The 12527-nt window shown below is 56.2% G+C and carries 11 protein-coding genes and 1 pseudogene; 1 reads left to right on the forward strand and 11 read right to left on the reverse strand.

Annotated features, from left to right (window positions below):
• Nucleotides 1-46 precede the first annotated feature (46 nt).
• The 7 genes from J2J99_RS22255 to J2J99_RS22285 all read right to left on the reverse strand — a co-directional run bounded on the left by J2J99_RS22255 (nt 47) and on the right by J2J99_RS22285 (nt 8146).
• On the reverse strand, nt 47-1480 hold the full coding sequence (locus J2J99_RS22255) for an aldehyde dehydrogenase family protein (protein ID WP_168297920.1): 1434 nt from the start codon (nt 1478-1480) through the stop codon (nt 47-49).
• A gap of 40 nt (nt 1481-1520) precedes the next feature.
• Entirely contained in the window at nt 1521-2561 is a 1041-nt protein-coding gene (locus tag J2J99_RS22260) for a histone deacetylase family protein (protein WP_168297922.1), read from the reverse strand.
• 52 nt (nt 2562-2613) lie between these two features.
• The gene (locus J2J99_RS22265) at nt 2614-3420 is read right to left on the reverse strand and encodes an ABC transporter permease (protein WP_168297924.1); all 807 of its coding nucleotides are present in this window, start codon (nt 3418-3420) and stop codon (nt 2614-2616) included.
• Complete coding sequence (locus J2J99_RS22270) at nt 3413-4324, reverse strand: ABC transporter permease (protein WP_168297926.1); 912 nt, start codon at nt 4322-4324, stop codon at nt 3413-3415. The genes J2J99_RS22265 and J2J99_RS22270 overlap by 8 nt, the downstream gene beginning before the upstream one ends.
• Before the next feature lie 12 nt (nt 4325-4336).
• The gene (locus J2J99_RS22275) at nt 4337-5449 is read right to left on the reverse strand and encodes an ABC transporter ATP-binding protein (protein WP_168297928.1); all 1113 of its coding nucleotides are present in this window, start codon (nt 5447-5449) and stop codon (nt 4337-4339) included.
• A gap of 110 nt (nt 5450-5559) precedes the next feature.
• Entirely contained in the window at nt 5560-6588 is a 1029-nt protein-coding gene (locus J2J99_RS22280) for an ABC transporter substrate-binding protein (RefSeq protein ID WP_168298101.1), read from the reverse strand.
• 157 nt (nt 6589-6745) lie between these two features.
• The gene (locus tag J2J99_RS22285) at nt 6746-8146 is read right to left on the reverse strand and encodes an aminotransferase (protein ID WP_168297935.1); all 1401 of its coding nucleotides are present in this window, start codon (nt 8144-8146) and stop codon (nt 6746-6748) included.
• A gap of 96 nt (nt 8147-8242) precedes the next feature.
• On the opposite strand from J2J99_RS22285, the gene J2J99_RS22290 reads away from it, so the two are divergent.
• On the forward strand, nt 8243-9313 hold the full coding sequence (locus tag J2J99_RS22290) for a zinc-binding dehydrogenase (protein ID WP_168297937.1): 1071 nt from the start codon (nt 8243-8245) through the stop codon (nt 9311-9313).
• A 55-nt stretch (nt 9314-9368) separates the two neighbouring features.
• On the opposite strand, the pseudogene J2J99_RS34595 reads toward J2J99_RS22290, so the two are convergent.
• From J2J99_RS34595 to J2J99_RS22310, 4 genes and pseudogenes are all read right to left on the reverse strand, one after another.
• Nucleotides 9369-9738: pseudogene (locus J2J99_RS34595) on the reverse strand (DUF4158 domain-containing protein); the annotation flags it as partial.
• Nucleotides 9739-9915: 177 nt separating this feature from the next.
• A complete protein-coding gene (locus tag J2J99_RS22300; RefSeq protein WP_375337281.1) occupies nt 9916-10710 on the reverse strand; it encodes an amino acid ABC transporter ATP-binding protein in 795 nt (264 codons plus the stop codon).
• A gap of 60 nt (nt 10711-10770) precedes the next feature.
• Nucleotides 10771-11673 carry a transporter substrate-binding domain-containing protein gene (locus J2J99_RS22305; RefSeq protein WP_168297939.1) on the reverse strand — a complete coding sequence of 301 codons (903 nt, stop codon included), beginning with the start codon at nt 11671-11673 and terminating at the stop codon, nt 10771-10773.
• A gap of 71 nt (nt 11674-11744) precedes the next feature.
• Nucleotides 11745-12506 carry an SDR family NAD(P)-dependent oxidoreductase gene (locus J2J99_RS22310; protein WP_168297940.1) on the reverse strand — a complete coding sequence of 254 codons (762 nt, stop codon included), beginning with the start codon at nt 12504-12506 and terminating at the stop codon, nt 11745-11747.
• Nucleotides 12507-12527 lie beyond the last annotated feature (21 nt).

Below are 12527 nucleotides of genomic sequence, written 5' to 3' on the forward strand. Positions count from 1 at the left end.
CTCCGCGTGGCGAGCACACCGGATTTGAGGTATCAGAGGGAGACGCTCACGTCCCCCAGCCTACTATCCCCTTGACCTCCATAAAGTCGCGGATTCCCCAATGGCTGTACTCGCGGCCATTCCCGGACTGTTTGTATCCACCGAACGGCGCATGTGTATCCCACGGCGCGTAGTTGACGTAGACGGACCCGGCCCGCAGTTTCCGGGCGACAGCTCTCGCCCTTTCCAGATCGCCTCCCTGCACGTACGCGGCCAGACCATAGATCGAGTCGTTTGCAATCCGTACTGCGTCCGCCTCCGTGTCATAGGGAATGATCGAGAGGACCGGACCAAAAATTTCCTCTCGGGCAATCGTCATCTCCGGCGTCACACCGCCAAAGATCGTAGGCCTTGCGTAATAGCCAACATCCAGCCCCTCCGGCTTACCCAGTCCGCCTGCAACCAGAATGGCGCCTTCTTCTACGCCGACACCAATTAACCCCTGAATCTTGTCGAATTGCTGCTGGCTGATCACGGGCCCCATATCGGTATTTTCAGATAGGGGATCTCCGACTCGCGTGGCGGCCGCGGCCCGTTTTGCGATCTCAAGCGCCTCTGCATGGCGCTCGGCCGGGACCAGAAGGCGAGTCGGAGCGTCGCAGGATTGGCCCGAATTGCTGAAACACGCTTCGACGCCCTTGATCACCGCATCTTCGAGGTCAGCGTCGGCCAGCACGATATTGGCCGACTTTCCGCCCAGTTCCTGAGCCACACGCTTGACCGTATCAGCAGCAGTCTTGGCGACAATGATGCCCGCGCGGGTCGATCCCGTGAAGGACACCATGTCGACCCGCGGATGACCGGCGAGATACTGTCCGACCACAGGGCCAGTGCCATTGATCAGGTTGAACACACCTCTGGGTGTTCCGGCTTTTTCAAGCACTTCCGCGAAGATCATCGCGCTGAGAGGCGCCAACTCGGATGGCTTCAGCACGACTGTACAGCCCGCTGCAAGAGCCGGCGCAACTTTGCAGACGATTTGGTTTAGCGGCCAATTCCACGGCGTGATAAGCGCGCAAACGCCGATAGACTCCCAAGTGATCATCGAGCTTCCGTTGTGCTCGTCAAAGCTGAATGCTTCAAGAGCCGCGATTGTCGATTCCAGATGAATCTGTCCCGCCCAGGCTTGCGCCTCGCGGGAAAATTTCAAAGGTGCACCGAGTTCGGTGCTGACGGCCTGCGCGATATCTTCGTAGCGATCATTGTAGCATCGTAGAACATTGCGCAGGAGTTCCAACCTCTCGCTCTTGCTTGTCTGCGAGAAGGTCGGGAAGGCCTCATAGGCCGCTTGCACGGCCAAGTCGGCGTCTTCGGTGGTGCCGATCGCGATCTGCATGAACGGATGTTCGTTTGCAGGATTGATCACGTCCATTCGGTCAGAGCCGCTCGGCATTACCCATCGACCGTCGATATAGAATTTCAGTGCGTTGTCGGACTGCATGATTCCTCCAGTAACATTGTTGTTCGTTGCAGCCAGTGCCTCAACGGCGGATGGCATCCTCAAAGCCAGAAAGAACCCCGACGACGTTTACGCCGATGTCTTCGACAGCATAGCCGCCCTCCAGAACGAACAGGGTTTTCGTCCCCAGGCCGGCCAGGTGGGCGCCAATAAGAGGAAAATGGCTGTGCGAAAGCCGGAAGCGACTGATCGGATCGCCTTCGAAGGTGTCAACGCCAAGGGAGATGACGACTACGTCAGGGCCACGCTGCCGGATGCTGCCAAGCGCGAATTCTAGTGCGCTCTCCCATTGCGTCCAGTCGGTGCCATCCGGAAGCGGTAAGTTGAGGTTGAACCCTTCTCCGCTGCCGGAACCTCGTTCATCCGCATAGCCAGCAAAAAATGGATAATCATTGCGGGGATCGGCGTGAAGGCTGACAACCTGAACGTCATCGCGCATGTAGAATATCTCTTGTGTGCCGTTCCCATGGTGATAGTCGATGTCGAGAATTGTCACTCTTGAAGCCCCAGCGTCCATCAGGCGTTGCGCGGCGACGGCAGCATTGTTGATAAAACAGTAGCCGCCGTTGAAATCGATTCCGGCGTGATGGCCGGGGGGACGGCAAAGGGCAAAACAAGCCTGTTCGCCCTCGATGATCAAATCTGCCGCAGTAAGGGCACTGTCATGCGAAGCCTTGACGGCTTCCCAGGTGCCTTCAACAAAGCCTGTACTGGCATCGATCGAGTACAGTCCGAGCAAAGCATCGATAGAGTCTGGGGCAACATCCTTATACCTGCCTCTCGCCGGCCAAGCGTAAGGAAGAGCTGTGCCCGTGCGTCCAGCTTCTCGCCAAAGCCGCCACGCTGACGCTGTAAAATCGAGATAGGCAGTTGAGTGAATTCGTTTGGCGGTGTCCAAGGATTGCGGTCGCGGGTCAAGGACGGGCCCTAGACGCACCTCTTCGATCCGGCTTGTTATGAAGGTTGCGCGCGACGTGTTCTCGTAACCTTCAACAACAGCGCCATTGTAAAATTCGCATTGACCCTGGTGTTCCTGTTGTTTCGGCGAGAAAATGGTTTTCATCAAGCATGGCCCGTGTTGCAGATATCCTGATGGGATGTGTGAAATTGAGAATTCAGTTGATCTTCGTTCGCTGATTGACGGCGTAAATACAAATGACCAGCGCCAAGGAGATCACGAAGAAAGCGGCCGCTATCGCATTCACCTCGGGTGTAATTGTGCGACGGACTTGGCCCAGCATGTAGGTTGGCAGCGTATCCTGGCCGGCAGTCTTTACGAATTCGGTGATCACGACGTCATCCAGCGAAGTGACAAAGGCGAGGATAAAGCCCGCGAGTACGCCTGGAAAAAGCAGGGGCATCGTGACGAAGCGAAACGCGTTCCAAGGCGATGCGTACAGGTCGCCTGCAGCACGCTCCAAACTGATGTCCATCGTTTGAAGGCGAGCGCGGATCGGAAGATAGGCAAACGGCACGCAGAACGCCGTATGCGCTACGATCAGATAGGCCAGGCCAGTATAGCCGGTCCAGCCTCGAAATGTCGCGCTCACAACCAGGAGCGCCACGGCGGTTACAATCTCTGGCACCATCAACGGGACCGAGATTATGCCGTAGGTGACCGTCCACCCTCGGAACTTTGGTCCCCGCGTCATCGCCAATGCAGCAAACGTGGCCACCGCTGTTGCCAATACGGCGGATATTGCAGCAAGTTTCAGCGACAGAATAGAAGCTGCGATTACTTGTTGATTGTTTGCAGCGCTTTGAAACCAACGAAGCGAGAAGCCTTCCCATTTCGCCGCACTGGTCCCGGCGTTGAAAGCAAGAACGAGGGCCACGGCCAATGGTGCGTATAGAAAAATGAACGTGGTGACGGCAACGGCACTGAAGCCACGCTGATGGGTCACGGGGAAATTTTTAGCCATGTTCGTGTCCGTGGGTGTCGCCGTGACGGATATAGACGAGCAGCGCCACCATCACGATGCCCATAAGGGTCAGCGAAAGAGCGGAGCCGAACGGCCAGTCCCGTCCCTGGCCGAACTGCAATTCGATATAGTTGCCGATCATGAGTTTTCTGCCGCCACCGAGCAGGATGGGGGTGACATAGGTACCGATTGCAGGGATGAAAACGAGAATGGAGCCAGCAACGATGCCCGGTTGGGCAAGTGGTACGATGACCTCCCAAAGCACCTTGAATGGACGGGCGTAAAGGTCGGACGCTGCCTCGAGCAGGTTTCGATCCAGCCGTTCCAGACTTGCATAAACAGGCAGGATCATCAGAGGAAGATAGACGTAGACCAGGCCGAGGCAAATCGCGAAATTCGTGAACAGCATCTGGATCGGTTCAGAGATCAATCCCGCCTTGAGCAGAAGGGTATTGATGATTCCTTCGTTCCGGATGAGATCTTGTATGGCGAACGTGCGGATAAGGAGATTTGTCCAAAAGGGGACCGTGACAAGTAAAAGCCAGACTTCCCGATTGAGTGGATTGCGGGTCGCGATGAAATAAGCTGTAGGAAATCCTGCGAGCAGGCACAGCAAAGTGGTCACCAGCGACAGGAGAAGCGAGCGCAGCAGAATCTCGAGGTTCGTCCCAGACAGCGTCACGGTGTCATCGAAAAGATCACGGTCGAAGAGCACGCGCGTCCAGGCCTCGAAAGACGGCGTAAAATTCACGCCGCCTGTAGGACCAGGGGTCAAGAATGAGTAAATCACGATGACCAGAAGCGGTGCGATCGCGCCGATGATGACGACGAGCAAGGCAGGACTAATCAAAAGCCAGCGCGTTCGGCTCTCTGTTTTCAACCGTGCGAATTCAAGACTAGCCATCTCTACGTCCCCTCAGCCGGGCAACACCTGGGCGGTGTTCGGTGTGAACTTCACAAAAACCTCATCCCCGATGGCAATGGGCCGATTTTCGTTCGGCGTGTTATATTTGCGGACCAACAGAAGACCCGCGCCATTGCTCAGTTCGACAGTGTACTGCGTCTCGGGACCGCAGAAACTTACCGTCTTCACAGACCCTGTAAGTTGGCTCGCCGGTTCCTGGGACAACGGAAAAATTCGCAAATGCTCGGGCCGGACGACGATGTTTACCAGGGTACCGTCGAGAACCGCGTCTTTCATTGGAATGGCGACGGCGCCGATCCCCTGAAGATCGATCATCGTCCCGCAAGCGTCCGGGCCGAGCCCTCTTCCCTGGAGGAAGTTCGTTTCACCGACAAAATTCGCCACGAAACGATTTGCCGGCCTGTTGTAGACTTCGTGCGGGGTTCCGACCTGCATTATTTCACCTGAGGACAGCACCGCGACACGATCAGACATCGTCAAGGCCTCCTCCTGATCATGGGTTACGAAAATGAAGGTGATGCCCGTCGCTGCCTGGAGCGCTTTGAGCTCCATCTGCATTTCCTTGCGAAGCTTGTAATCCAACGCCGAAAGTGACTCGTCGAGAAGCAAAACCTTCGGCTCGGATGCGAGCGCGCGCGCCAGCGCGACCCGCTGCTGTTGACCACCCGATATCTGTCCCGTCCGCCGACCGGACAGATTTTCCAGTCGCACCAGTTTCAACATTTCATCAACGCGGGCAGCGATTTCATGGCGGGGCCGTTTGAGCATTCTCAGGCCAAAGCCGATATTTTCCGCGACCGTCATGTGTGGGAAAAGCGCGTAATTCTGGAAGACGGTGTTGATGGGACGTTGGAACGGCGGTACCGACGCAATATCCTCGCCATCGAGAAGGATGGTGCCGGCTGTCGGATATTCGAAGCCGCCTATCAGCCGCAACAGAGTGGTTTTTCCGCAACCCGACGGGCCGAGCAACGTGAAAAACTCATTCTTGAAGATGTCAAGCGTCGTGCTCTTGACCGCTGCGACGATGCCATTCCCAGAACCGTAGGTCTTGGTTACCTTGTCCAGTCGAATAGCGACCCCCGGTGTAATCTCACCTGTCATATTGTCCTCATCCTAAATCGCGTAGCGAGGGTCGATGGAGCAGATAGAACAAGCGCGCTGACGTCGAACCGAGTGAAAGAGATCGGTAGCGGGCTGCCATGCTCGCTGACCTACTTCTGGACGTCCTGCCAGATGCGGCTGTAGAGCTGCGAGATCTTTGGATCGCAAAGCGTCAAAAGCTCGCCCTTTGATTTCATGTCGTCGGGAATGACAAGTTCCGGCGCACCCTTCATATCCTCGGAGTAGTATTTCTCGGCGCCGATAATGGCCGCTCCATATTTGGCATAGACCGAATTCAACGCTGCGTTTTCGGGCGCCATGATGAAGTTTTGAAAAAGCTTCGCGTTCTCCAGATTTGGAGCATCCTTCAGCACCACCACGTTGTCAGAGCCATAGGTGAAGCCCTCTCTGGGAAGGCCATAAGCGATGCTGTGGTTTTCAGTACGCCGCTTCAACGCGGAACCACTCCAGTCGAGGGAGGCCGAGACATCTCCGGTGGCCATTCTCTGTATGCCGGCATAGTCGATTGACAGCCAACTCTTCTTGGCCTCAACCAGGCGGTCACGGACCTGGGTGAGCAAAGCCTTGTCGCTTGTGCACCATGCGCCGCCTTCGAACTTGATCGCGGCGAACATGATATCGTTCATCTCGGGAACGATATTGATCTTTCCCTTCAGTTCGTCCGGCGGATCCAGAATCACCTTCCAGGTATTTATGTCGCCTTTGAAGGCCGTGGTATTGACGCTTATGCCGCTCGTATACCAAAGCCATGGCACGGAATATTTTCGGCCTGGGTCGAAAGCGGGATCCCGCCACCTCTCTTCGAGGTTCTTGGCATTTTCCATCTGCCCTGGATTTGTTTCGGCAAGCAGCCCTTCCTGAATATAGGTGGGGACGAAGCTCTGCGACGGAACTACGACATCAAATCCGGAGGCCCCTTGGCGCACCTTTGCGAGTGCCGTGTCGTTGGAATCGAAATCCGTCAACGTCACATGGACGTTGTATGTTTTTGAGAATTTTTCAATCAGTTCGGGGCTGGTGTATTCGCCCCAGTTGTAGATGTTGAGATTGCCTTCAGCCAGGGCGACGGTGGCGCTCAGGCCAAGAATAAATGCGGCGGATGTGACGGTGAATCTCATTTTCCCCTCGCTTGTTTTCTGGCTGGAAAATCCAGCATTGCGACATTTCCAAACCTGCAGACTTCCCAAGAATGCTCAGTTCCGGCTTCAAAATTGTGCTGGCTGCTTGCCTCTCGTCTAGCCATCCCCTCTGCTTAAAAGGGAGGCAGCCAACAGGTCATGCCGGCCGCCAAAGTCTCTCGCGGATCAGGTCCTGCGCCGTTGCTTCAATCCCCTTGCGAAGAGCATCGGTCATCATGTCGACTTGCGAGCGGTTGATGGTAAGCGGCGGCGACATGACGCACATGTTGATGAGGGGTCTGACAAGCAGCCCATTCTCCTGGCAATGAAAGTCGATCCGCTTACCGACGGTCAGATCGAGATCGAGAGGATTCTCGGCTTTGGCGTCGGCAACACATTCAATCCCCGCCATAAGGCCGGCGCCCCGAACCTCCCCGACGAGCGGGAGTTCCTCCAGCGTTCGCAACTGCTCCTGAAAATAGGGACCGATTTCACGCGCGTGCTCGAGGAGGCCGTCTTCCAGCAACTCGATATTGCGGATTGCCACCGCGCAGCCGATGGGGTGGCTGGAATAGGTCAGACCATGCACGAAATTGGCGTTGGGATGGTTTGAGCGGCGAAGTTCGGCGAACAAACGCTCCGACACCATGACGCCGCCGAGGGGAAAATATCCCGAGGTGACACCCTTTGCGAAGGTTATCATGTCTGGCTGGATTCCGAAGACATCCTCCGATGCGAAAATGTGGCCGAGCCGTCCGAAGGCGGTGACGACCTCGTCGGCGATCAAGAGGATGTCATTTTCTGCGCAGAGCGCGCGCATGCGCTTGAGATAGTTCGGCGGCGACATCAAGACTCCGCCGCTTGCCTGAATCGGTTCGGCAACAAAGGCGGCGATTCGCCCAGCACCCTCATGCGCAATGAGCGCGCGAAACTCATCGACGAGGAAATCTTCAAAGGCCTCCACTGACAGGTTGGCCGGTCGGTGGAAGGGATTGGGGCAAGTCAACTTTCTTACGAGCTCGCTTGCGCCATCCATCCAATCGTGATCCCGTGGGCGGCCGTTCAGCGATGCGGTCAGGTAGGTCGAGCCATGGTAGCTTCCCTGGCGGGAGACCAGCAATTTCTTCTGCGGCTGTCCGCGTACGTTGTTATAGAACTGCACGAGCCGTATGGCTGTTTCGACCGCGGAAGATCCGCCTGTTGTAAGAAACACATGATTGAGATCGCCCGGCGCCCGCTCCGCTAGCATCTGCGCAAGCTTCTCCGCGGGCGCATTGCTTGTATACCATGGTGTCGAGTACGTCAGGGACATCGCCTGGTCGCGCAATGTATCGGCCAGGGCTTGGTTGCGATGCCCGACATTGATGCACCACATACCTGCCGGCCCGTCGATGAGTTTTCTGCCGCTCTGGTCAAAGACGAAGATGTCTTCGGCAGAGGTGATGAGCTCGCGAGCTTCAGCACCGATACTTCCGGCTACCGGGGCGGCCTGAATCAGATGAAACCGGTCCTTACGGAGCGCATCGGTCTCCAGTTGCGAGGGAGCTGGTTCAACCATAAAAATTCTCCACGTCTCTAATGCTAAGCTGTAGGATAATCGAGCATGAAAGACGGTGTCGCTCTAGCCACCGCGTAGGGTGAGGTTGCCCAAATAATGGTCATTATCCTCTTGGCCGACGCCAAGCGTTTCGCCGGGAGCCGAACCTTTTGCGCTGACGAAGTGGCTGCACAGCCTCAGGCACTTGATGCAATCGGTGCTGCTGCCGTGCCACTGGCCGGCATTACGGCGTGGCAGGGTCTGTTTGATCATGGTCGGCTTCAGTCTGGCCAGCGGGTCCTCATTCACGGAGGTGCTGGCGGGGTCGGCCATTTCGCCGTTCAGTTTGCCAAGGCCGAGGGCGCCTGGGTCGCCACAACAGTGTCGTCGTCCGATATAGACTTTGTAACCGACCTCGGCGCCGACGAGGTGATCGATTACAAGAGGGAGAATTTCGAAGATGTTGTCGAGCCTGTCGATCTTGTTTTCGACCTGATCGGTGGCGAGACGCAGCAGAGAAGCTTCAGCGTCGTCAAGCCGAAAGGCGCGCTCATTTCGACACTCCAGGAGCCGGACAAGGCTCGAGCCAAGGCAGTGGGCATTCGGGTCGGCCGTTACACCGCTCAGCCAAATGGTGGCCAATTGCGGGAAATCGCGCAGTTGATCGACCAAGGCAAGGTCAAGGTCGTCGTTGCCAGCACATTCGGACTTGCCCAGGCAGCCGCCGCCCAGGCGGCTCTCAAAGAACAGCATATTCGGGGTAAAGTCGTCCTGACGGTCATCAAGCAGCCAGCGGCGTCTAGGTTCAATGACGAGGAGAGGAGGCTACGCGCATATCAGATCTGGGAAGACGAGGGTCGACCCGACGGCCAGGACGTCGCGCATTGGTATAGAGCCGGTGATGCCGGTGCAACAGCGCAACGCGCTGACTACCGGCGATATCTTCGCGGTACAGCGCCGACAGGGTCGTTGGTGATCAAGTTTTATCACTCCGGCGATCAAATCCGGGGATATGTCCGCAAGTTAGCCGACACCGACACGGACGATACGATTTTTCCCGGAGAGGAAATGGAGCCGGAAGCAGCCTTCAAGCTGGCGGCCTCTCACAACGCCAATAGCGATGAGCCTGTCTTCATTGAGCTTGTTGAAGGCGTTGAATGGAATTCCGCGTGGGGGCGATTGAATTAACAGAGGAAGAAGTCGACAATGACCAAACGCGAAAAGCCGCCGGAGATTGCCTCGGAAACGTAGCGACAAGCGAACTGGCTATTGCTGCACCGTCGTCGCATGTCGTCGCCGCCTGAATTGCGGCCAATATCGCGGCGCGGCGATCTCACGAGGGCGAATTTTTCTGAAGCGGCGCCGATCTGATCAGCAACATATTTCAGCATGGCGCGAGGCGGAGTTTCCTCTGCTCCAAGCACTCGACCCGGGTATCGCATCAGTCATAGCTGGATGGCAAAGCCGAGCCGATTGTGATTACGTCTCCGCAGTTCGATCTCCAGGCGATCCGCTAATGACAACGAATAGTGTCGGATTAAGCTGTTCTCGTCGACTGGGATATCGACAAGCTTCCGACGATCTTGATCTTTGAGAAGCTTGCGCTTTGCCATCGCCGGACTCCATTCATGACCAATCTGCGTGAAGCGTTGTCGAGTCGGACCGGACAGAGAAATCAAAATTGGCGCATGTCGATAGCAATCCACAGAGTTCGGATGTTGCACATCCGAACTACGACATTGTTCATGCTCCGTTTCTTCGGCGCCCATTCGGACCTGTCGTGCATGGGCTTAGGCAATCTGCGACAAAAATCGTTTTGCACGCTCGGTCTTTGGATTGTCGAGGAAATTGTTCGAAAGCCCCTCCTCGATGATTTCGCCGCTTTCGAGAAAAACGATGTGGTTGCCGACTGCGCGTGCAAAACCCATCTCGTGGGTCACGACAACCATGGTCATCCCTTCTTTGGCAAGGTCCTGCATTACCGCCAGCACACTGCCTCGCAATTCCGGATCAAGGGCGGAGGTGGGTTCGTCAAAGAGCATTGCCAGCGGTTTCGTCGCAATTGCACGCGCAATGGCGACGCGTTGCTTTTGTCCACCTGACAGCTGCCCAGGAAAATGCCCCTCTCTTTCGGCCAAGCCCACCTTTGCGATTTCCTGGCGGGCAATTTCGCGGGCTTCATCTTTGGATTTTCCCTTTGTGTGGATGAGGCCACACATTACGTTCTGCAGCACGGTCATATGCGGGAAAAGATTGAAGTGCTGGAAGACCATCCCGGTTTCACGCCGCAGCCGCTGAAGGTCACCCTTGTAATGGCGTTCTTTCGAACGTGTACCGTGATAGGCGCGGGCGTCCCATTCCACCGATCCGACCCGCAAGCGCCCCTCATCAGGAATGGTAAGCAGGTTAAGGCATCTCAAGAGTGTGCTCTTGCCCGAGCCGCTGGGACCGAGCAATACAACGACGTCACCCTCCAGAACGTCTAGCGAAACGGAGTTCAGTCCCCTGACATGGGGGAGGTCAGGACTGGGAAACCATTTGCTAGCATTGTGCAGTGAGATGACAGTTTTTCTATTCTCGGTGATTTCCACTTTTTCGCTCCTTGTAGAAGCGGGGCGGCATGATTTGGCCGCCCCACAAGAGTATTAGGCTTCCACGCGAAGCGGGCTACCACCCGGACCGACTGCAAGGTATGGCAGGCCTGCAGCAATCGCATCCTTGCCGACATACTCACGGAACACGGAGTTGAGGATGCCGCCTGCGGCATTGAACAGCAGCCAGTTAGTCACGAACATGTACATCTTCGTATCCCCCGTCGGCATGAAGAAGGTGTTGTGATCGACGTAAGCAGGCCCCTTGCCGATAATTGTCAGGTCGACGCCCTGCTTCTTGGTGTTCACGATGGTAAACAGCGATTGCAAGGTCGCGTTCGCACGGCCCGACATAACCTCGCCGATCGCGCCGGTCTGGTCCGGGAAAACTGACACGGTTGCCTTCGGGTAAAGTGAACGGATCTTTGCTTCCTGAGAGCTTCCCTGAAGGGCTGCGAACTTGAAGTCAGGCGTGTTCATTTGGTCAAACGTCAGATCTGCCGCTTGCCGTCCGACGACGTAGACCGGTTGAAAGGTAACGGCACAACCTGCAAACCAGCCGCGCAGGGATCGAGACGGCAATATCGTTCCAGTCGTCATGATATCGGCTCGGCCTGACTCCACGGCTGCGAACATCTGTCCAAAATCCATGTCCGCGAATTCGATCTGGATATCGGGAGAGACATCCTTGATCATTTGACGAATGAGGGCGATCTCGTAGCCGTCCGGCTCACCCTTGTCATTGATGTAGAGGTTGGGCGGGTATTTCAGGCTCGCCGCAACCACAATTTTCTTGGTGCGGATCGCTTTGTCGAGAACCGATTCGTTGTTGGCATCCTGCGCGCTGACCGGTGTTGTCGTACCAAGAGCAACAGCCGCTGCGCCGCCGGCAAACAGACCGGCAGTTAGGAGCGAACGACGGTTTGCCTGCATTCCACTATCTTGTTTCGTATCCATGATCATTCCCCTTGTTGTTTCCACAATGAAATTTCCGGCCTGCAACCCACTCCTGTGGGGTACAGTTCTTGCTAGGCGGTCAGCCCGCCGTCGACTGTCAGCTGCGCACCATTCACGTAGCTGGCCTCCTCACTCGCCAAAAAGAGCGTGGCTTTGGCAATTTCCTCGTAGGTTCCGAGACGACCGAGAGGCACCGTCGGCGCGAAACGTTGGTCACGAGCGGCGATCTGGTCAGCTGACATTCGGGTTAAGCGATCGGCCATGACACTTTCGAGGACACCGGGGCAGATCGCATTCGCGCGTATCCCTTTTGGTCCATAATCACGGGCAATCGTACGTGTCAGCATGATCAAGCCGGCCTTAGAAACCCCATAGACGGACTCAGCGGTCGATGCGCGCTGGCCTGCGATCGAGGCGGTGTTAACGATCACCCCCCTCCCCGCCTTCACCATATGCGGGATCGCTTCTCGACAAAAAAGGTAAGCCGACTTGAGATTGATATCCAAAGCCTGCTGCCACGTTGTGGGGTCTGTTTGCGAGATCGTCCCGGTGGGATTGATGCCGGCATTGTTAATCAAAATGTCGAGCGTTCCGAATCGAGACAGTGCCAGCGCAACTGCCTGCTTGGAGGTTTTTTCCTGGGAGACATCGCCAACAACCTCAACAGCCTCTGCCTCCCCACTGCTCAATGCGAGGACGAAGTCTTCAAGCTGATGTTTTGCGCGGTCAACTAGAACAAGCTTTGCGCCCTCTTTCGCCAATGACTGCGCAACGGCGCGTCCAAGGCCGCTCGCGACTCCTGTAACGATGACCGTTTTTCCTGAAAACCGCATTTCGATCCGTCCGTTCCGCCT

The sequence above is a fragment of the Rhizobium binae genome (genome assembly GCF_017357225.1).
Lineage (GTDB): Bacteria > Pseudomonadota > Alphaproteobacteria > Rhizobiales > Rhizobiaceae > Rhizobium > Rhizobium binae.

Excerpts from the sequence above, each read along its gene's own strand:
- J2J99_RS22255 (WP_168297920.1), bottom strand. The coding sequence starts at position 1,480 with ATGCAGTCCGACAACGCACTGAAATTCTATATCGACGGTCGATGGGTA.
- J2J99_RS22275 (WP_168297928.1), bottom strand. The coding sequence starts at position 5,449 with ATGACAGGTGAGATTACACCGGGGGTCGCTATTCGACTGGACAAGGTA.
- J2J99_RS22260 (WP_168297922.1), bottom strand. The coding sequence starts at position 2,561 with ATGAAAACCATTTTCTCGCCGAAACAACAGGAACACCAGGGTCAATGC.
- J2J99_RS22290 (WP_168297937.1), top strand. The coding sequence starts at position 8,243 with ATGGTCATTATCCTCTTGGCCGACGCCAAGCGTTTCGCCGGGAGCCGA.
- J2J99_RS22310 (WP_168297940.1), bottom strand. The coding sequence starts at position 12,506 with ATGCGGTTTTCAGGAAAAACGGTCATCGTTACAGGAGTCGCGAGCGGC.
- J2J99_RS22270 (WP_168297926.1), bottom strand. The coding sequence starts at position 4,324 with ATGGCTAGTCTTGAATTCGCACGGTTGAAAACAGAGAGCCGAACGCGC.
- J2J99_RS22265 (WP_168297924.1), bottom strand. The coding sequence starts at position 3,420 with ATGGCTAAAAATTTCCCCGTGACCCATCAGCGTGGCTTCAGTGCCGTT.
- J2J99_RS22280 (WP_168298101.1), bottom strand. The coding sequence starts at position 6,588 with ATGAGATTCACCGTCACATCCGCCGCATTTATTCTTGGCCTGAGCGCC.
- J2J99_RS22305 (WP_168297939.1), bottom strand. The coding sequence starts at position 11,673 with ATGGATACGAAACAAGATAGTGGAATGCAGGCAAACCGTCGTTCGCTC.
- J2J99_RS22285 (WP_168297935.1), bottom strand. The coding sequence starts at position 8,146 with ATGGTTGAACCAGCTCCCTCGCAACTGGAGACCGATGCGCTCCGTAAG.